This is a genomic window from Halomonas sp. YLB-10, assembly GCF_003856855.1.
Taxonomy (GTDB): domain Bacteria; phylum Pseudomonadota; class Gammaproteobacteria; order Pseudomonadales; family Halomonadaceae; genus Halomonas; species Halomonas litopenaei.
The window spans coordinates 220,244-239,999 of record NZ_RRCU01000002.1 but is presented as its reverse complement, the minus strand read 5'-3'; the positions used below and the strand labels follow the sequence as shown (position 1 = coordinate 239,999).

Annotated in this window: 15 protein-coding genes and 1 pseudogene; 9 read left to right on the top strand and 7 right to left on the bottom strand. The window is 65.7% G+C overall.

Annotated elements, in window-relative coordinates; genetic code table 11:
• Nucleotides 1-4 precede the first annotated feature (4 nt).
• The 3 genes from EBB56_RS04995 (at nucleotide 5) to EBB56_RS04985 (ending at nucleotide 3,028) form a co-directional block, all read left to right on the top strand.
• A complete protein-coding gene (locus tag EBB56_RS04995) occupies nucleotides 5-973 on the top strand; it encodes an iron ABC transporter permease (protein WP_260425305.1) in 969 nt (322 codons plus the stop codon).
• 2 nt (nucleotides 974-975) lie between these two features.
• Entirely contained in the window at nucleotides 976-2,091 is a 1,116-nt protein-coding gene (locus EBB56_RS04990; protein WP_124803202.1) for an iron chelate uptake ABC transporter family permease subunit, read from the top strand.
• Between the two features lie 61 nt (nucleotides 2,092-2,152).
• Nucleotides 2,153-3,028 carry an ABC transporter ATP-binding protein gene (locus EBB56_RS04985; RefSeq protein WP_083970345.1) on the top strand — a complete coding sequence of 292 codons (876 nt, stop codon included), beginning with the start codon at nucleotides 2,153-2,155 and terminating at the stop codon, nucleotides 3,026-3,028.
• 267 nt (nucleotides 3,029-3,295) lie between these two features.
• Here EBB56_RS04985 and EBB56_RS04980 read toward each other — a convergent pair whose 3' ends face one another.
• Nucleotides 3,296-3,898: a hypothetical protein gene (locus EBB56_RS04980; protein WP_052704314.1), complete on the bottom strand. Its 603-nt coding sequence runs from the start codon at nucleotides 3,896-3,898 to the stop codon at nucleotides 3,296-3,298.
• Nucleotides 3,899-4,282: 384 nt separating this feature from the next.
• On the opposite strand from EBB56_RS04980, the gene EBB56_RS04975 reads away from it, so the two are divergent.
• Together EBB56_RS04975 and EBB56_RS04970 are read left to right on the top strand one after the other, a co-directional pair.
• A complete protein-coding gene (locus EBB56_RS04975; protein ID WP_124803200.1) occupies nucleotides 4,283-5,986 on the top strand; it encodes a multidrug ABC transporter permease/ATP-binding protein in 1,704 nt (567 codons plus the stop codon).
• Between the two features lie 314 nt (nucleotides 5,987-6,300).
• A complete protein-coding gene (locus EBB56_RS04970; protein WP_260425293.1) occupies nucleotides 6,301-8,409 on the top strand; it encodes a TonB-dependent siderophore receptor in 2,109 nt (702 codons plus the stop codon).
• Nucleotides 8,410-8,591: 182 nt separating this feature from the next.
• Here EBB56_RS04970 and EBB56_RS04965 read toward each other — a convergent pair whose 3' ends face one another.
• The 4 genes from EBB56_RS04965 to EBB56_RS04950 all read right to left on the bottom strand — a co-directional run bounded on the left by EBB56_RS04965 (nucleotide 8,592) and on the right by EBB56_RS04950 (nucleotide 13,051).
• Nucleotides 8,592-9,158 carry a peptide-methionine (S)-S-oxide reductase gene (locus EBB56_RS04965; protein ID WP_124803198.1) on the bottom strand — a complete coding sequence of 189 codons (567 nt, stop codon included), beginning with the start codon at nucleotides 9,156-9,158 and terminating at the stop codon, nucleotides 8,592-8,594.
• Nucleotides 9,159-9,208: 50 nt separating this feature from the next.
• Complete coding sequence (gene fhuB, locus EBB56_RS04960) at nucleotides 9,209-11,215, bottom strand: Fe(3+)-hydroxamate ABC transporter permease FhuB (RefSeq protein ID WP_124803196.1); 2,007 nt, start codon at nucleotides 11,213-11,215, stop codon at nucleotides 9,209-9,211.
• Nucleotides 11,202-12,176 (bottom strand): iron-siderophore ABC transporter substrate-binding protein, encoded by a 975-nt coding sequence (locus EBB56_RS04955; RefSeq protein ID WP_239452531.1) that lies wholly within the window; start codon nucleotides 12,174-12,176, stop codon nucleotides 11,202-11,204. Before EBB56_RS04955 ends, fhuB begins: the two co-directional genes overlap by 14 nt.
• 107 nt (nucleotides 12,177-12,283) lie before the next feature.
• Nucleotides 12,284-13,051 (bottom strand): ATP-binding cassette domain-containing protein, encoded by a 768-nt coding sequence (locus tag EBB56_RS04950; RefSeq protein ID WP_045992323.1) that lies wholly within the window; start codon nucleotides 13,049-13,051, stop codon nucleotides 12,284-12,286.
• 383 nt (nucleotides 13,052-13,434) lie between these two features.
• Here EBB56_RS04950 and EBB56_RS04945 point away from each other — a divergent pair, with 383 nt between their 5' ends.
• From EBB56_RS04945 to EBB56_RS04930, 4 genes are all read left to right on the top strand, one after another.
• Nucleotides 13,435-14,046, top strand: a complete 612-nt coding sequence (locus EBB56_RS04945; protein WP_045992322.1) for a superoxide dismutase — start codon at nucleotides 13,435-13,437, stop codon at nucleotides 14,044-14,046.
• 158 nt (nucleotides 14,047-14,204) lie between these two features.
• Nucleotides 14,205-16,004, top strand: a complete 1,800-nt coding sequence (locus tag EBB56_RS04940) for an ABC transporter ATP-binding protein (RefSeq protein WP_124803194.1) — start codon at nucleotides 14,205-14,207, stop codon at nucleotides 16,002-16,004.
• A gap of 166 nt (nucleotides 16,005-16,170) precedes the next feature.
• The gene (locus EBB56_RS04935; RefSeq protein ID WP_124803192.1) at nucleotides 16,171-17,391 is read left to right on the top strand and encodes a ComEC/Rec2 family competence protein; all 1,221 of its coding nucleotides are present in this window, start codon (nucleotides 16,171-16,173) and stop codon (nucleotides 17,389-17,391) included.
• A complete protein-coding gene (locus tag EBB56_RS04930; RefSeq protein ID WP_124803190.1) occupies nucleotides 17,388-18,422 on the top strand; it encodes a hypothetical protein in 1,035 nt (344 codons plus the stop codon). The genes EBB56_RS04935 and EBB56_RS04930 overlap by 4 nt, the downstream gene beginning before the upstream one ends.
• 48 nt (nucleotides 18,423-18,470) lie before the next feature.
• Here EBB56_RS04930 and EBB56_RS21980 read toward each other — a convergent pair whose 3' ends face one another.
• Both EBB56_RS21980 and EBB56_RS22305 read right to left on the bottom strand, forming a co-directional pair.
• The gene (locus tag EBB56_RS21980; RefSeq protein WP_260425292.1) at nucleotides 18,471-19,229 is read right to left on the bottom strand and encodes a hypothetical protein; all 759 of its coding nucleotides are present in this window, start codon (nucleotides 19,227-19,229) and stop codon (nucleotides 18,471-18,473) included.
• A 127-nt stretch (nucleotides 19,230-19,356) separates the two neighbouring features.
• Nucleotides 19,357-19,698: pseudogene (locus EBB56_RS22305) on the bottom strand (oxidoreductase); the annotation flags it as partial.
• Between the last annotated feature and the right edge of the window lie 58 nt (nucleotides 19,699-19,756).

Sequence of the window (19,756 nt, the reverse complement as noted above, 5' to 3'; positions counted from 1 at the left end):
AATACTGTTCGGCCTTGTCGTTCTGCTTGGGCTCGCCATCATGGCGAGCCTTGTCGTGGGTGCCGGGGAGATCGGCCCGGTGCTGTCGTTCCAGGCGCTGCTGGGCCTGGGCAACGAGGAGGCACGCTTCGTGGTGTGGGACCTGAGGCTGCCGCGGACCCTGGTCGGCCTGGTGGTCGGGGTGGCGCTGGGCGTCTCCGGTACCCTGCTGCAGTCGATCACCCGCAATCCCCTGGCCGAGCCGGGCCTGCTCGGCGTCAGCGCCGGCGCCGCCTTTGCCGTCGCGCTGATGTTGCTGCTGGGTGGCAGCCTGCTGGAGCTGCGCATCGGCGTCGCCCAGCTGGGGGCCTTGTTCGGCTGTCTGTGCGTGCTCGGGGTTAGCCGCATCCGTGGGCTCGGCGCCGATCCGGTGCGCCTGGTGCTGGCGGGGGCGGCCTTTTCGGGGCTGCTTGGCGCGATGACCTCGTTGATCCTGATCACCGACCGGCGCGCCGCCGACGAGATTCGTTTCTGGGTGGTGGGTAGCCTGTCGGGACGGCGGCTCGACGACTTGCTGGCGGTACTGCCCAGCATGGCGCTGGCGGCGCTGGTGCTGGTGATGGTGGTGCGGCCGCTGGCCAGCCTTGCGCTGGGCGAGCGCGCCAGCGCCGGTCTCGGTCACCATCCGGGGCGACTGCGGCTATTGGCCATCCTGATCGTCGCCCTGCTGGTGGGCGGGGCCACCGCCATCGCCGGGCCGATCGCCTTCGTCGGCCTGGTGGTGCCCTTTATCGCCCGTGCCATCGCCGGCCCGGAGCTGCGTCGCACCCTGTGGCTGTGCCTGCCGCTGGGGCCTCTACTGGTGCTGACCGCCGACGTGATCTCGCGCCGCCTGGTGGCGCCCTCGGAGATGCCGCTGGGGGTGCTGACCGCGCTATGCGGGGCGCCGGTGCTGATCAGCGTCGTCCGCGCCCGCCGTCTGCCGAGCCTGTGACCATGCTGGATGATCGTTCCTTGTCTGCCGCCGCCACCCGCTCGTCGGATGAATATCGCGACTGTCACGACCGTCGCGATGCCAGCGCCATCCCCGACGGCATGTGGCTGCTGCGCGGTGGGCGGTTCAGCCTGCTGGTCGATCGACGCCAGCTTTTCGGCGCCCTGTTGCTCGCTGTCTTGCTGGTCGGGGCGAGCCTGGCCTATCTGTGCCTCGGCGAGAAACCGCTGTCGCCGGGTAAAATCTGGGCGGTCATCCATGGACAGGGCGCGATACTCGATACCTTCGTGGTGGAACAGCTACGCCTGCCACGGCTGTTGGCGGCGCTTGCCAGCGGTGCCGCCTTTGGGCTGTCGGGGTGCCTGATGCAGACGCTGGCGCGCAACCGTCTGGCCACGCCCGGCATCATCGGCATCGACAACGGCGCCACCGCCTTTGCGGTGGCCTCGGTGGTGGGGATGGGCTTGAGCCTGGCGCCTTCTGCCATGGCGTTGACCGGGGCGGCCACCGCAGCGGCCCTGACCTTCGGTCTGGCCGCCGGGGGCGGTGCAAAAGGCGGTGCCAAGGGCTATCGCTTTATCGTCGCCGGCATCGGCGTCGGGGCGATCTTCGCCGCGGTGACCCAGCTGATAATGTCGCGTGCCGCCATCGATGCGGCCAACGCCGCCTACCCCTGGACCGTGGGCACCCTGAACTCACGGCCGGCCGGAGCCGTCGTCGTTCTCGCCATCGGTCTTGCGCTGCTCACCCCGGTGGCGCTGTGGCTGTCGCGCTCGCTTAGCCTGATGCGTTTCAGCGATGCCGTGGCACTCGGCCTGGGGACGCCGCTCAGGCGTCGCAGGCTGCAGGTGCTGGTGGTATCGGTGGCGTTGACGGCGCTGGCGGTATCGGTGGCGGGGCCGGTCGGCATGGTGGGGCTTTTGGGTCCGGAAATCGCGCGCCATCTGTGCGGCAACCGTCAGGTCCCGCTGACCGCTGCGGCCCTGGCCGGGGCGGCGGTGATGGTGCTGGCCGACCTGGCGGGACGATTGATGCTGGCGCCGCTGGAGCTGCCGGTGGGCATCGTCACCGCCGTGGTCGGTGGCCCCTGGCTTCTGTGGATACTGATTCGCCGCTGAATTCATATTGACCCGCTCCCGGGCCAATGGCGGCCGGGGGCGCTTGTGCAAGGGGACCTTGATGTCACTGACGCTGTCTTCACGATCCGATGGGATTCCCCGGGCCGAGGTGGCTTCGCACCCGGATTCGGGCCAGCAGCGGGACACCGCAGTGCCGCATCCCTATGTGGTCGAGGACCTGGTGCTCTGCCACGGCCGTCACAAGGTCATCGATGGTCTCGACCTGACGATCCCGCGGGGCAAGCTCACCGCCATCGTCGGCCCCAACGGCTGCGGCAAGTCGACGCTGCTGGCCGGGCTGTCCCGCCTGCATGCACCAAGTGGCGGGCGCGTCTGGCTCGAAGGCCAGGACCTCAAGCGGTTTGCGGCGCGCAAGCTGGCCCGCTGCATCGCCCTGTTGCCCCAGGAAGCGTCGGCCCCGGAGGGGCTGAGCGTCAGCGACCTGATTCGCTTCGGGCGCCAGCCCCACCAGGCCTGGTATCGCCAGTGGAGCGAGGAGGACCAGGCGGTGGTGGCGCGCGCCATCGCCGCGGCGGGGCTTGAGGACCTGGCCGAACGCGCCCTCGATACCCTGTCCGGCGGTCAGCGCCAGCGCGCCTGGATCGCCATGACCATCGCCCAGCAGACACCGATCATTCTGCTCGACGAGCCCACCTCGGCGCTGGATCTGGGTCATCAGCTGGAGGTCTTCGAACTGCTGCATCGGCTGGTGGAGCGAGGGCGTACGGTGATCATGGTGGTCCACGATCTTTCCAGCGCCTGCCGCTACGCCGACCACCTGGTCGCCATGCGCGATGGGCGCCTGGTGGCAGAGGGCGAGCCGGAAAAGGTGGTGACGCCGGCACTGGTCAGGCAACTCTATGACGTGGACTGCTCGCTGGTGGAAGACCCGCTGACCGGCAAGCCATTGCTGGCCGGGCTTAGTCGGAGAGCTTAATCGTCGGCAGGTCTTGGTCGGCAGGTCTTGGTCAGAAGGGCCTAGTTGGCGCGAGGCCTAGTCGCCAGGTCTTGGTCGGCAGGGCCTGGTTGGCGCGAGGCATAGTCGGCGCGAGGAATAGTCGGCGGCGGGTCCTGGTCGGCGGGGCCGAACGGGTATGCAGGCCTTTAGGGAAGCGAATTCGGGGAGCCAGACGCAACACACCCGGCGCGAAGGCCGGGTGTGTTCGCTGACTGACGGGTGCTGCCCGTCAGCTTCGGATCGCTCTTAGTTGGTAGCGTCCTGAGCGGCGTCCTGGGCATTGTCGCCCGCACCTTCGATGGCGTTGCCGGCGCTGGTCAGGGCGTTGGCGGTAGCAGACTTGGTGGTCTGCCAGGCGCTCTGGGCGCCTTCCTTGGTGTCCATCCAGGCCTGCTGAACGCTGGACTTGGTCTGGTTCCACCAGGTATCGGTGTATTCGGGCAGCTGGGACACCTCGTCCTGAGTCATGTCCAGATGAACGCTGTACTCGATGTTGTCGAGGCTGTCGCCGTTGGCAGTCTGCACGGTGAAGTTGCCGGTTTCGACCACATACTCGCTGCCGCCGAGGTCAAGCAGGTCGCCCGCTTCGACGACGATGGCGCGGACCTTCATATCATTGTCGAGAAGGATGTCCTCGACTTCGCCCACTTCATCCTCGCTCGAACCCTTGGCGAAAACGTCGGCGTCCATCAGCTCATCGGCGGAGTAGAGGCCCTGAGCCTGCTGCTGGTTACCGGCGCCATTATTCTGAGCGGTGTTCTGCTCGGCGAAGGCGTTGGTGCCCACGGCCATGGTGCCGGCGAAGACGGTGCTTGCGATAGCGGTAGTCAGCAGATTCTTGCGGATCATTCCATTTCTCCTTCTCGCGGATGGTTCCAGCGATGTCATCGGTCGCAGCGGGTTCCTGTGCTGCGACTTGCGATGTTGCACGAATCATTGTGGAGGTTATGTACAAGATTTCAAGCCAGTCTTGTGAAAGAAACATGCAAGGCTCTGTTGCCTATCGATGACGCCGCCATAGAGCTTGTTTCAAACGTGCACGAAAGAGCCGACCTGGCGCTATTTCAGGGATGATCCCTGTTTGAAAAGTCAGGTGCGCATGCGGCTTTCCATGGTGTGTTGCCTCTGGGACAATACCGGCCTCTTGCCCGCATTATCATGGCCAGGGCGACGATCGACACCGTTTAAGCGGTGCGAAAGCGCCGTCCGGCCCGCCCCTCGAGGTCCTGTTTCGTGGAATTGTTGAGCGTCGTCTTTCGTCATTATCGCTGGCCCTTTATCGGCGTCATGCTGCTGAGCCTTGCCAGTGCCGGACTGGGTATCGGCGCCATCGCCTTTATCAACCGCCGCTTGATCGAGGTGTCCGGAGATGCGCTTGGCGTGCTGCCGCAGTTTCTCGGGGTGATCGTGGCATTGCTGGCCGTGACTCTGGCCTCTCAGCTGGCCTTGACCACCCTGGGCCATCATTTTGTTTATGGCCTGAGAGGCCGTCTGGTCAAGCAGATCCTCGACACCGATATCGAGCGCCTCGAACGCCTGGGCAGCGCCGAATTACTGGCCAGTCTGTCCAGCGATATCCGCAATATCACCATCGCTTTCGTACGTCTGCCCGAGCTGGTTCAGGGCATCGTGCTGACGCTGGGCTCGGCGTTGTATCTCGGCTGGCTGTCCCCCGGGCTGCTGTTGGTCACCGCGCTGTGGGTCACGCTGACCATGGCAGGAGGGGCCTGCCTGGTAGGGCGGGTCTACCGCCATCTGGCCCAGGTTCGTGCGACCGAAGATTCGCTCTATCGCGACTATCAGGCGGTCATCGATGGACGCAAGGAACTGGCGCTCAATCGCGCCCGGGCGCGGACCCTGTTCGAGGACACCTACGATCGTGATGCCCGCCGCTATCGTCACCACGTCATCCGCGCCGACACCTATCACCTGAGCGCGGTCAATGTCTCCAATATCATGATGCTCGGCGCCATCGGGGTGGTGTTCTATCTGGCCAATGGGCTTGGCTGGGCCACCACCGAGGTGGCGGCGACCTTCTCGTTGACCTTGTTGTTCCTGCGTACCCCGCTGATCTCGGCGGTGGGCGCACTGCCGACGCTGCTAAGCGCGCAGGTGGCCTTCGACAAACTGCGTGGACTCGATCTGGCCGAGGCCAAGGGCGACTTCGGGGTGCAGGAGGCAGATGGCGAGCCTTGGCAGCGACTGCAACTTGAAGGCGTGGCCTTTCGCTACCCCGAGCCCGCTAAAGCGTCCGACGAAGAAGACGGGGCAGGGCGAGCGTCGAAAGGCCCGGGCTTCGCTGTGGGGCCGCTGGACCTGACCCTGCGGCGTGGTGAACTGGTATTTCTGATCGGCGGCAACGGCAGCGGCAAGTCGACCCTGGCGAAGCTGCTGACCGGTCTCTACCGGCCCCACCAGGGGCGTCTATTGATCGACGACGAGGAGGTGGGGGCCGATGAGCTGGGCGCCTATCGCCAGCGCTTTTCCGCGGTGTATACCGACTTCCACCAGTTCGACACCCTGATAGGCCCTGGCGGTGACAAGGCCGACCCCGCGCTGGTCGAGGACTGGCTCGAGTACCTGGCGATGCGCGAGAAGCTTCACTTCGACGGCCAGCGGGTCACCAACCCGGAGCTGTCCCAGGGGCAGCGCAAGCGGCTGGCGCTGTTGATGGCGGTGGCCGAGGAGCGAGATATCCTGCTGCTCGACGAATGGGCCGCCGACCAGGACCCGCAGTTCCGACGGGTGTTCTATCGTGAGCTGCTGCCGCGACTCAAGGACATGGGCAAGACGGTGTTCGCCATCAGCCACGACGATCACTACTTTCAGCACGCCGACCGGTTGTTCGAGATGCGCTCGGGGCAGCTTGTCGAACTCACCGGGTCCAGCCGCGAGGCCGCCAGTCGTGATGCCGTGGCCCGGCTCGATCCGCTGTAGGGCGATTCGCTCAGCCGGTAGAGCGCTCTCGCCACCATCCAGCGGTTCATCCATCCCCCCTGCCTGGCTCCCTCGCACCCGAGCACGGCTGGTTCGGGCTTTCGTGTGCCTGTGGTTAATGGGTCGCTCTGGTGTCGCTGATGGCGCGAGGTGGTTTCGCAGCCCTTGATCGACATCGGCCTTTGGCGGGATTTCTGTAAATGAAAGCTGGTCTTGATTGCGTGTAAAAATGAAAACAATTAGCATATCGAACATGTTTCACGAACGTTCAACGTCGTTCGTTGTCGTCTTCGATGCGCTCCGAGGCCCACCGCATGCAACCCGCCAGTCCCCGTCCATCCGCCAGTCCACGGTTCACCGACTTCCTGCCCGGCAGGCCTGTCTCCCGTCGCCCGCTTGCCATCGCCGTGCGCCTCGCGCTGGGGCTGGCCCCGCTTGCCGGGGCGGGGATGGCGTTTGCCCAGGAGGAGTCTGCGTCCTATGTCGCGCAGGACGACATGGTCGTCACCGCGACGGCCCTGAAGGTGGATACACCGCTGCTCGAGACGCCCCGCTCGGTATCCAGCGTCGACAGAGAGGAGCTCGACGAGCGCAACGTCCAGCAGATCGATGAGGCCTTTCGCTACCGCGCCGGTGTTCTGTCGGGTCACTATGGCTCCGACAACAACACCGACTGGTTCAAGGTGCGTGGTTTCGATCAGGCGACCTATCAGGATGGTCTGCGCATCTACCGCGAAGGGTTTTACCAATGGCTACCGGAGCCTTTTGGGCTCGAGCGCATCGAGGTGTTCAAGGGACCTGCATCCATCCTCTACGGTGAGGCGCCCCCTGGCGGCCTGATCAACGCCGTCAGCAAGCGCCCCACGGCGGAACCCCAGGGCGAGATCCAGGTACAGGTGGGCAATCGTGATCACCGTCAGATTGCCTTCGACAGCTCTGGTCCGGTGACCGAAAGCGGCGATGTGCGCTATCGCTTTGTCGGGCTCTACAAGGAGCGTGATGGTGATCTGGACGATACTTACAACGATCGCTACTACATTGCTCCGAGCCTGGAATGGGACCTGTCGGACGACACCCAGTTGACGCTGCTGACCAGCTTCCAGAAGGATGACGGTGTTCCGACCAACCCCTTCAAGACGCCCTACGGCACCGTGCAGGATACGCCGTTCGGTACCATCGACCGGGACACCAACTATGGTGAGCCGGGCTACGACAAGGATGAACATACCCAGATGTCGCTGGGTTACGAGTTCCGCCACCGCTTCAGTGATACCTGGCGTTTCGAGCAGGACCTGCGCTACAGCGAGCTCGACCTCGACCTGCGCAGTACCTACATGGTCTTTGCGGACTCTCCGACCACTGGCGCACGTGGTCACCTGCAACGTGACGGTGACATCGACAGCTTTACCGTGGATAACCGCATGGTGGGGACCTGGTTCACCGAGCGTACCGAAAACACCCTGCTGATGGGGCTGGATTACCAGGATCTGAGCCTCGAGGGAGAAGAGACCGATGTCTTTCCCTTCGGCGACTCCATCGACCTGTTTTCGCCCGAGTATGGCAATTTCACGGCACCCACCAGTGACCAGGCCAAAGATCGTGATATCGACAAGGACCAGTTGGGCATCTACGTGCAGGACCAGCTGCGTATCGACGATCGCTGGGTGCTGCTGGGGGCGGTGCGCTACGACGATGCCGAGACCGACAACGAGGTTCGCGGCGAAGCGGTGCAGCGTGCCGATGACAGCGAAGTGACCTGGTCGGGCGGGGTGATGTACCTGAGCGATATCGGTCTCAACCCCTACCTCAGCTACACCGAGTCTTTCCAACCGCTGGCCAGGACCGACGATGGCGGCTCGCTTTATGAGCCACTGGAAGGAGAGCAGTGGGAACTCGGAATGAAGTATGCGCCTCCAGGCTGGGATGGCTATGTGTCGGCCGCCTATTTCGATCTTGAGGAAAGCAATAGCCTGGTATCAGGGCCTACCGGGACGCCGATCCAGAAGGGGGAGCGAGAGTCCAAGGGGATCGAGCTCGAAGGGGTTGGCTACTTGACCGACAACCTGCAGCTCACCGCTGCCTACACCTATACCGATGCCCGAGACGAGAACGACGATCGTGCCTCGCTGATTCCTCGCCATCAGGCGTCTGCCTGGCTGGATTACAGTTTTGTGGGCGGACGGCTCGATGGCCTGGCGCTTGGCGGTGGTATCCGTCACGTCGGCGAGTCGGTGGATGGTGACATCAATGTCACCGACTACACCGTCTTCGATGCCATGGGGCGCTATGACTTTGACGAGCACTGGCGCGCCCAGGTCAACGTCTCCAACCTGACCGATGAAAAGTACGTCGCCTCCTGTGACTACTGGTGCTACTACGGCGAATCGCGAAGCGTGATCAGTAGCCTGAGCTATCGCTTCTAGAAAAGGCCGAAAGAGTTCGATCGACAAGGTCGATGCAAAGACGCCCGACCGGGTTTTCCCGGTCGGGCGTCTTGGTGTGAAGGCTGCCGGTGGAAGAACAGCGGGCCTAGGCGGTCCGAGTGTTATCGCTATTCCTGTCTTTCTATAGCCATATCTCTCTATCTTTCTATCTCTCTAGCTCTCTAGCTCTGGCCCTGGCCGCCCTCCGCCGTTACCCCGGCCCGGGCCAGGCGCTCGCCGTCGGCGACGTCGCCGAAGCGCTCGAGCAACAGTTTTAGCTTGGGGGTGATCCAGCGTTCGCAGAAGGGCCGCGACGGGTCGCTGTAGAAGTAGTCCTGGTAGTCCTCCTTCGAGGCGCGAAAGTCCACCAGCGGCAGTACTCGGGTGAGCAGGGGCGCGTCGAAGTCATCCTGCAACTGGGCCAGGGTGTCTCGAGCAGAAGCTGCCTGAGACTCGGTCAGCACATAGACCGCAGAGCGATAGCGGTCGCGGCGCTGGTGGTCTGCGGTGGCCCGGTGGGTGTAAAGGTGGATCTCGATCAGCACGTCGAGGGGCAGGCGAGAGGGGTCATAGTCCACCACTACGGCTTCATGAAAGTCCGAGTGCTCGCCGTCGGCGGCGACCCAGCCCTGGTGGACGGATTCGACCCCGCGCAGCGACTGATAGACCGCCTCCAGGCACCAGTAGCAGCTACCGCCGAGGGCCAGACGGGCGAGGGAAGGACGGAGCAGGGGCAGGCTGTCGTGCATCGGGATTCCCTCGTTGGCGGAGCGGCTTTGTCACCGAAGACGCCTTTAGCTTACAACTTTCGCAGCCCCCACATGAAGTAGCTGCCGCCGATCAGCGAGGCGACCAGGCCTGCCGGGATCTCTTGGGGAAACAGCAACTGGCGGCCGACCCAGTCGGCCAGCACCATCAGCAGCGCCCCGATCAGCGCCGCCCCGGCCAGGTGCGCGCGTGCCCGGGACAGCCCCAACAGACGTGCCATATGAGGCGCCAGCAGGCCGACAAAGGACAACGGACCGACGATCAGGGTGGCCACCGCGGTCAGTATCGCCACCGTCGCCAGCAGGCCCAGGCGGGCGCGCTCGACGTGGATCCCGAGCGCCTTGGCGGTGGCAGCGCCCAGCGGCAGGATATCCAGCCAGCGAGTCAGCGCCTGAGCGGCGACGGCGGCCAGCGCCCCGATACCCAGTACCACCAGCGCCGAGACCGGGTCGACGTAGTAGGTCGACCCTGACAGCCAGGCGATGACCTGCTGGCCACGTGGGTCGCCGCCGGCCAGCACGATCGAGCGCACCGCGTCGAACAGCGCAGTGATGGCCACGCCGCTGAGCAGCAGGCGTTCTGGCTGGAAGCCGCTGGCGCGATTGAGCGCCACCAGCACGCCGAGCACGACCAGCGCACCGACGGTGCCGGCGCCCACCAGCGTCAGGTTGCTCGGCGCTGGCACCAGGAAGATGGTGAGAATCAGCGCAATCGCCGCACCACCGCTGATGCCCAGCAGTTCCGGGCTCGCCATGGGATTGGCGGTGACCCGCTGGATCAGGGTGCCGGCGATGGCCAGCAGGGCGCCGCTGCCGGCGGCGGCGAAGATGCGCGGCCAGCGCCAGTCGAGAACGTCGCTGTGAAGGCTCAATGCCCAGCCGCTGCTGGACTGGCCGATCAGAATGCCGACCAGGGTCGCCAGCGCCAGCAGCACGGCGAGCACCAGCAGCAGGCGCCCGGGTGCCTCGGCACGCAGGGCCTGCGGGTTCGAACTGGGCGGCGGACGCCGGGCGGTCAGGCGCAGGCGCGGGATCAGCCATAGCAGCAGCGGTGCCCCCAGGGCGGCGGTGGTCGCCCCGGTGGGCAGCAGGGTAGGCAGGGCGTCGACGCCGCCCTGGAGGACCAGGTCGGTGATCGCCAGCAGCAGCGCGCCGAACGCGATCGACCAGCCCAGCCGCGCCGGCAGACGCCGGGCACCGGCCATGCGCGCGATATTGGGCGCCGCCAGGCCGATAAAGCCGATGATGCCGACCACCGCCACCACACAGCCGGTGATGAAGACCGCGAGACCCAGCCCGCCCAGGCGCAGCCATTTGAGCGAGACGCCGAGGCTGCGTGCGCTGGCATCGTCCAGCTCCAGCAGCGCCAGCGGGCGCAGCAGCCAGATGGCAAGAGCGCCGGCGATCACCAGACGTGGCAACAGGTAAAGCACGCCGTCCCAGCCGTTCTGGGCCAGTGAGCCGGCGCCCCACACCAGCACGCCCTTGAGCGCCTCCTGGTTGAACAGCAACAGCACCACCGCCAGGGCGCCGAAGTAGAGGTTGACCACCAGGCCGCCGAGTACCACGACGCCGGGTGACAGGCCACGGCGCCAGCCGAGGGCGAACACCAGCCCCATGGCCAGGCCTCCGCCGGCCAGCGCCACCCACTCGCGGCCCAGCACCAGCAGGCCAGGCGCCATCAGGGTGGCGACCATCAGTGCCAGGTTGGCACCGCTGGCCACCCCCAGGGTGGTGGGGGCGGCCAGTGGATTGCGCAACACCTGCTGCATCAGCACCCCGGCCAGCCCCAGGGCGCCGCCGGCGCTCAGCGACATCACCAGGCGCGGCCACCAGCTATAGTGCAGCACCAGCGACTCCGGGTCTGGCGGTTCATTGGCGCCGAGCGCCCCCGAATCGGTCAGGGCAGCAAGCGCCGCCAGGGGGCCGCCCAGCTCGGCCAGGGAGTAGAAGGCGGCCAGCATGCAGGCCACCGCCAGCACCAGGCCGGTGATGCCCAGCGCAGTGGTACGGCGGGCGCGGGATTCAGCGGCGAGCATCGGTATTTCCTTGTGCCTGATCCGGTGTGGTGGCCTGTTCGTTGATGTCGAGGGCGCTGGTGTCGAGAGCGCTGGTATCGGAAGCGCTGGTGTCGGGAGTGTGGGTATCGGGAGCGCGGGTATCTGGCATGTTGCTGGAGAGGGCGTCGCCCAGCAGGGTGGCAAAGCGCCTGGCCGAGGGCAGGGCACCGAAGCTCCACACCGGTGGCAGGGTGACGACGTCGTCGCGCTGGACGCTGCCCAGATGGCGCCACAGGCCACTGTCGGCCAGCGCCTCGCGGACCCCGGCGATATAGGGTTCGACCACCACGATGCGGGCCTCGGGATAGTTGGCCAGCTGTTCGATGCCGATCAGGCTGAAGCCCCAGGCGTTGGTGGTGCCCTGCCAGGCGTTGGTCAGGCCCATGCGCGTCAGCACCGCCTGGTAGAGGCTGTGCTCACCGAACAGGCGCACGTGGCGTTCATCCATGAACTGGAGCAGCAACAGCGGGCGGGTGTCCTCGGGCAGCCGAGCGGCGATGTCCGCGATGTAGGCCTCGGTCTCCTCGATCAGCGCCTCGGCGGCGTTCTGGCGATCCACCAGTTCGCCGAGATGTCGGGTCAGTGCCAGCGACTGCGACCAGAAGGTGCCCTCGCCGCTGTACATGGCGAGCTGCTTGACCTCGGCGATCGATGAAAGCCGCGGCGCCAGGTTGGCGAACATCGGCGAGATCACGATGGCGTCGGGGTCGAGTTCGGACAGCAGTTCCAGGTTCGGCTGGGTACGCAGGCCGATGTCGGTGGCACCTGGCGGCGCCTCGAGCCCCACCCAGCTTTCGTAGTCGTCGACCTGGGCCAGCGCCACCGGTGGTGCGTCAAGTGCGATCAGCGTCTCGGCCAGGGTCCAGTCCAGGCTGGCGATACGCGGCGTGGCACTGGCCGGAGACGTCAGCAGCCAGGCCGACAGCGCCAGCCACGCCAAGCTATGGTAGCCACCCGAGCGAAAAAGGCCGGAACGCAAGCGCAGGGAAGCCAGGGACACCAGAGAAGGGCGGACAGTCAGAGCACGGCGGACATTCAAGGACAACCTCATTGCACCAGCGCCACCGCGTGTTCGCCGGAGGGATGGGGCATCACCTGCATCGGCACGCCGTAGATGTCCTCGAGCAGGTCGCCGGTCATCAGCGTCTGCGGGTCGCCTTCGGCGATGACGCGGCCGCTGTGCAGGGCGACCAGGCGATCACAGAAGCGTGAGGCCATGTTGATGTCGTGCAACACGATGACCACGCCCAGGTCGAGCTCCCGCGACAGCTTGCGTACCAGGGTCATCACTTCCACCTGATGGGCGATATCCAGCGCCGCCAGTGGCTCGTCGAGCAGCAGCAGGCGGCTGCCCTGGGCCAGCAGCATGGCCAGCCACACCCGGGTACGTTCGCCGCCGGACAGGGTGTCCACCAGGCGATCGGCAAAGCCCTCGGTGTGGGTCAGCGCCATGGCTCGGGCCACGTGTTCGTGATCGTCGCGCCGCGAGCGACCCAGGAGCCCCTTCCAGGGGTAACGACCAAAGGCGATCAGCTCGCGACAGGTCAGGCTTTCGGCACTGGGCAGGTGTTGCGGCAGATAGGCCACTTCGCGGGCGAAGGCGCGGCGACCCCAGGCTTCGAGCGGCTGGCCGTTGAACAGGATGCGCCCCTCGCTGGCCGGCTGTTGCTGAGCCATCAGCTTGAGCAGGGTCGACTTGCCGGAGCCGTTGTGGCCGATCAGTCCGTGGACCCGGCCGGCATCGAAGCTCAGGCTGGTCGGCGACAGCAGGGTCTTGCCCGGGATCGCGAAGGAAGCGGACTGAAGATCGAACATGAAGACGGCTCCGCTGGGTGACTTGGGCAGGGTGGCTTGGGCTGGCTGGTCCGGGCAGGAAAGATAATGGATAGGAATGGTTATCAATTTGTTTGTTATTGTCAATGATGCACGTCAGGGAGGCGTTGCGCTGAAAGACTATTGATCAACCCTTGTAGAAGGGGCGTAAAGGATGACACCCTGTGGTCCACGACATCGGGCCTCTTCAACGGCGGCAGGGACGCCGACACCGCCAGGCGGGCAATGCGTTTGGCGTGGAGCACGCTAGCGAGAAGAACGCGTCTTGCCTATAGTATGAGGCCCACGATGACGTAAGCTGGTGAGTGGGATACGATTATCCCCCCTGAACCCAGCCCTATTTCGACAAGGAAGGAGGTATCACCATGGCACATACTCTGCCGGAACTGCCCTACGCCTACGACGCACTGGAACCCTCCATTGATGCGCTGACCATGGAGATCCACCATTCTCGTCACCACAACACCTACGTCACCAACCTCAACGGCGCCCTGGAAGGCACCGGTCTCGAGGACCTGCCGGTCGACGAGCTGATCTCCAACCTGGAGCGTCTGCCGGAAGACAAGCGCCAGCCGGTCATCAACAACGGCGGCGGCCACTCCAACCACTCGCTGTTCTGGACCGTGATGTCCCCGAACGGTGGTGGCGACCCCAAGGGCAAGGTCGGTGAGGCCATCGAGAAGGAACTGGGCGGCTTTGACGCCTTCAAGGATGCCTTCACCAAGGCCGCGCTGGGCCGCTTCGGCTCTGGCTGGGCCTGGCTCTCCGTCACTCCGGACGGTGCCCTGGTGGTGGAAAACACCCTGAACCAGGACAGCCCGCTGATGCACGGCAACACGCCGGTGCTGGGTCTGGACGTGTGGGAGCACGCCTACTACCTGAAGTACCAGAACAAGCGTCCCGACTACATCGCCGCCTTCTTCAACGTGGTGGACTGGGACGAAGTCGAGCGTCGCTACCAGGCCGCCACTGCCTGAGCGAAGCCGGCCTGACGTCGATGTCTCGACGTCATCCGTGCTAGCGCAAGACCCGCGCCGCGGCCCCCAGGGCCGCGGCGCTTTTCGTTGGTGCCCCGGCTGGGGCGCCGTCTGGATTGGTCGTCGCCCTTGTGGTGCGACAGCAAGGAGTTCACGCCGTGTCCCGCTCATCCAGCCTGCAGGCACTAGGGCGCCTGTTGCGCTACGCCCGCGGTTATCGTCGACGGATCGTCGCCGCCACCCTGTGTTCGATGATCAACAAGCTGTTTGATATCGCCCCCGAGATCCTGATCGGAGTGGCCATCGACGTGGTGGTCAACCAGGAGCAGAGCTTCGTGGCGGGGCTCGGCTTCGTCTCGGCCAGCTCCCAGATCATTGTGCTGGGGGTGCTGACCTTCTTTATCTGGGCCGGCGAGTCGCTGTTCGAGTACCTCTATCAGATCCTGTGGCGCAACCTTGCCCAGCGCCTGCAGGCCGACCTGCGTCAGGACGCCTACGAGCACGTGCAGCGCCTGGACATGGGGTTCTTCGAGTCGCGCTCGTCCGGTGAGCTGGTCGCCACCATGAATGACGACGTCAACCAGCTCGAGCGCTTCCTCGACGGCGGTGCCAACTCGCTGATCCAGGTCGCCGTCACCGTGGTGGCGGTGGGGGCGGTGTTCTTCGTGCTGTCGCCGCTGATCGCGCTGCTGGCCTTTACCCCGGTGCCGTTGATCCTGTGGGGTGCCTTCGTGTTTCAGCGCAAGGCCGGTCCCCTCTATGCCGACGTGCGTGAGAAGGTCGGGGTGCTGTCCAGCCGGCTGTCCAACAATATTCAGGGCATGGCCACCATCAAGAGCTTTACCGCAGAGGCCCGCGAGGCGGCTCGGCTGAAGGCCGACAGCGAGGCCTACGTGGACGCCAACAGCCGTGCCATTCGTATCAGCTCGGCCTTTATTCCGGTGATCCGCATGGCGATCCTCACCGGGTTTCTGGCCACCTTCATCGTCGGCGGCATGCAGGCGCTGTCCGGTGAGCTCAACGTCGGCGCCTACGGCGTGCTTGTGTTCCTGACCCAGCGGCTGCTGTGGCCGCTGACCGGACTGGCCCAGGTCATCGACCTGTTCGAGCGGGCCATGGCCAGCACCCGGCGCATCCTCGATCTGATCGCTACCCCGATCCGGGTGCGCGACGATGGACGCCGTGAGCTCGAGACGCCGGTGCGTGGCGAGGTGCGCTTTTCAGAAGTGAGCTTTCACTACCCGGGCAGCGGCGCCGGCATCGACGCCGTGGACCTGGCGGTACCCGCCGGCAGCACCCTGGCGCTGGTCGGGCCCACCGGCTCCGGCAAGTCGACCCTGATCAAGCTGCTGTTGCGCTTTCACGACCCCGACCAGGGGCGGGTCGAGCTCGACGCCGTCCCGGTGGCGGAGCTTCGCCAAGGGGCGCTGCGCGACGCCATCGGCCTGGTCAGCCAGGACGTCTACCTGTTCGAGGGCAGCGTGCGTGACAACATCGCCTACGCTCGTCCCGAGGCCAGTGATGAGGAGGTCATCGCAGCGGCACGCACCGCCGAAGCCTGGGAGTTTATCGAGCGTCTGCCGGACGGCCTCGATACCCGTGTCGGCGAGCGCGGCGTGCGTCTGTCCGGCGGGCAGCGCCAGCGTCTGTCGCTGGCCCGGGCGCTGCTCAAGGATCCCCCGGTGCTGGTGCTGGATGAGGCCACCAGTGCGGTGGACAACGAGACCGAGGCGGCGATTCAGCGCTCGCTGTCGCGTATCGGCGGTGAGCGTACCGTGATCATGATCGCCCACCGGCTCTCGACCATCGTCCACGCCGACCAGATCGTGGTGATGGAGCGGGGGCAGGTGGTCGAGCGTGGAGACCACGCCGAGTTGATCGCCCGGGGCGGGCGCTACGCCGCCCAGTGGCAGGTGCAGACCGGCGAGGCGGCGACGGTGGCAGCCACGTCGCCCTGACCTGGCGCGATGCGTGGGGCTCGGCTGCTGGCTCGGATCACCCCGGAACTGGCCCCGGATTCGGTCCCGGAACCGACCCCGGTGTGCAGGATACGGCTCGCCAGCGCCGCCCGTGCAGTCTAGGGTAAGTAAGTAGTAACTTCCTATGCTGCATGAGGCGTGAAGGATGAGCCGCGTACTGCTCGGGGGTGGGGTCCGTCGCCGGGCGTTCCATCGTCTGCTGTCGGGCTTTGTCGTACCGGGCTTTGTTGTACCGGGCTTTGTTGTACAGGGCATAGCTGCACCCGCCTTGGCGATGCGCGCCCTGCGAGTGTCGGCGTCTTGTTTACTGGCGGCTTGTTTACTGGTGGCTTGGCGACCGAGAGCCCTGGTCCGGGCCGCTCTGCTGCTGGGTTGCCTGGCAACGACGCCGGCCCTTGCCGACTTGCGCATCCTGCACCTCGACGTGGGCATGGGCGACGCCACCCTGGTAGTGGATACCGGCAGCGGTCAGAGTCTGTTGATCGATGCGGGAAATCGCGGTCATGGCCGCAGGGTGGTGGCGCCGGCCCTGATCGCGCTGGGGATCGATCGACTCGACTATTTTCTCGCCAGCCACTATGACGCCGACCATATCGGTGGCTTCGATGAACTCATCGAGGCGGGCGTCACCGTCGAGACGGTGCTGGAGCGACCCGGTATCAAGCCCGAGGTGCTGTCTCCCACCGGCCGCGACACCCAGTACGGCGAGTACCTGGCGGCGGCCCGGGCGGTGGGGGCGCGGCTGGTCGAGCTTATCCCCGACTGTCGTCCCGATCATCCCCAGCTGCGACTGGGCGCCGACACCCGTATCCAGGTGGCCGCCGCCGGCGGCCGGCACCTTGCCGGGGATATCGGTTTCTGCGAGGTCGGTGAGCAGTCACTTCATCCACGGCGTGAAAACGCCCGCAGCGTGGCACTGATCATCGAGCACGGGCGCTTTCGCTACTTCACCGGCGGCGACCTCACCGGTGGCGGCGCTCGCAGCGTACCCATGGAGGCCTTCGTCGCCGCACAGGTGGGCAACGTCGACGTGCTCAAGCTGAATCACCACGGTTCCGACACCAGCACCAGCGACACCTTTGTGCAGACGCTGAGACCCGAGGTGGCGGTGCTCAGCGTCGGCGATGGCGGAGTGAACCTGCGCTATCGCCTGCCACGTCAGGCTCCGCTGGATCGCCTGGCCAAGCTCAGCCCGGCACCGCTGCTGTTCCAGACGCGCCAGGGCGAAGGTGGAAGCTACCTGGGGGCTTACGTCGAGAATCGCCACATCGTCGTTCATACCGATGGCGAGAGCTACACCATCAACGGCCTGATCTGTGTGGTGGACGAGCGCACCCAGGCAAGCGAGGGAGGACACTGTCGATGAGCAGTTCAGAGCAGGAGGGGCCTCGTCGCGATCGCAGGGGCGATGATGCCGACGGCGGCAGCGATAGTGACAATGTTAACGGCAACGGCAACGGCAACGGCAACGGCAACGGCAACGGCAACGGCAACGGCAACGGCAGTGAAGATGGCTGCGGAGAGCGTATCCGCAAGTTGCTCGACGACACCACGGCGCTGCTGGACTACGCCCAGGAGTTCGAAGGTTACCCGCCGGAGATCGACCTGACCGCCTACTTCGTGGCCAAGGAAAAGACCGATCGCAAGGAGCTGTTGACCACCGAAGAACTGGCCGGCGTGGTGGATTGCTACCGGCGGCTGTCTCGGCTCTACCCAGGTATCTCGCCACGTACCCTGGCGGCCACGCGCCCGGACAGCGATGGTCGAATGCGCGACAGCCGCACCGGCAAGTACTTGATTCGCCTTTGGTGGTGGACCGGGGCGGTGGTGATGGCGGTGATCGGCTCCAACGTGCTGATGTACGCCATCGATACGGGCCGGCCGTCCTCTGGGCTCGACTGGACCCACTGGAATACCGCGCTCGACTTTATCTACGAGGGACTTCGCCACACCGAGCCCTTTCTTTATGGTGCCCTCGGGGCCTTTGCCTTTGTGCTGCGGGTGACCGCGACCCGGCTGTACAGTCGTACCTTCGATCCCGCGCGGATCGGCGAGCATGTCAATCGCATCGTGCTGGGCACGCTCTCCGGTGGCGCCATCGTGTTGTTCGTCTCCCAGATTCCCACCGATCAGGGCGCACAGGTGGCGCTGAGCGGCGCCGCCCTGGGCTTTCTCGCCGGCTACAGCATCGATTTTCTGTTCGGCACTCTGGACCGGGTGATCTGCGCCTTGCTGGCAAACGACGCGGGCGACAAGACTGGCAAGGCGGCGCGGGCTCGCCGTGACGCCGACGTGGTTCAGGTGCTGGATGATCTGGTCGCCGAGCAGCCAGACGGCGAGGCCAGGCGTCGTCTGGGAGAGGTGATCGAGACGCTCAGGCAGCGCCACCAGGCCTGAGCGCGAGGGCCGAGGAAGCGTTCAGGGGCTTTGGGGCACGACGCAGCATCAACCCGGGGTCGAATAGAAGTGGCGACACCAGGCTAGCGTGCGGGTCTGGTCGCGGGCCTCGTAGTCAGTCAGCGCCTGCTCGAGGGATCCCGGCGACTCGTCGTCGCGATCCTCGGCCAATTGCGTCAGGCGCATGGTGTACCAGGCGGTGATGCCGCCCTCGGGCGGGGTGTCGAAGCGTGGGAAGGTCGGGCCCGCGCTCTGACCTTGCTGCCAGTGGCGGGGCAGCTCGGGCTCGATGGCCAGGGCCCGGGCCAGTCCGACGATATCCACGCTCCCTTCATCCACCGCGCTGCGTGCCTGGGACAGTGTCTTGAAGCCTCCGGTCAGCATCAGCGGCAGCGTCGTGTGTCGGCGAGCCCGACGTGCAAACGCCAGAAAGTAGGGGCTGCCAGCCGCCGTGCCCGTGTCTGAGGCAGAACGGGCGCCGGGAAAGTAGGTGCCACCGCTGATATCAATCAGGTCGATGGGCTGGCTGTCCAGCGACTTCACCACCTCGAGCGCATCCTCCTGGTCGAGCCCGCCTTCGAGCTGGTCGCTGGCGTTGAGCTTGACCGCCACCGGAAACGCCGGCCCCACGGCATCGCGTACCGCCTGGATCACCTCGAGCAGCAGGCGTCGGCGTCCCGTGATCGAGCCACCGTAGGCATCGTCGCGTCGGTTGAACAGCGGGGAAAGAAACTGGCTGAGCAGGAAACCGTGGGCGGCGTGGACCTGCACGCCGGCGAAGCCTGCCGCCCTGGCCAGTGCGTGCAAACTGATCGGGCAGGGCGTGGATCTCGTCTGGGCTCAAGGCCGCGCAGCGTAGACCCGGCAGGTCGAGGGCGCTGGGGCCCCTAGCGACACTGGTCGGCGGATAGGCCAGCGCTCCGGCGTGACCGAGCTGCAGCCACAGGCCGCTGCCATGCTGATTGCCACGTTGTGCCAGTCGCTCGAAGGCCGTCAGATCCGAGTGCTCGTTCAAGACTAGATTACCGGGCTTCTCGGCCACATCGGGCCTGCCCTGTACCTCGCCGATCAGCGACAGGGCGACTCCGCCCTGGGCCCAGCGCTCGTAGAGCCGGCCCTGGGCTTCGGTAGGGTGACCGGTGCCATCGCCGAGTGAGTCCGACATGGCCGCCTTGGCGATGCGGTTTTTCAGCACCAGGCCGCAGGGCAGCGTCAGCGGCGAGAACAGCGGACCGATGTCGTTGTCGTCGTGCGCGGTGTCGCAGGAAGGGATCATGGGCAAACTCCGAGCGTCGATGGGAAGGGAAAAGGGAACGGTAGAACGGCACCTGAGC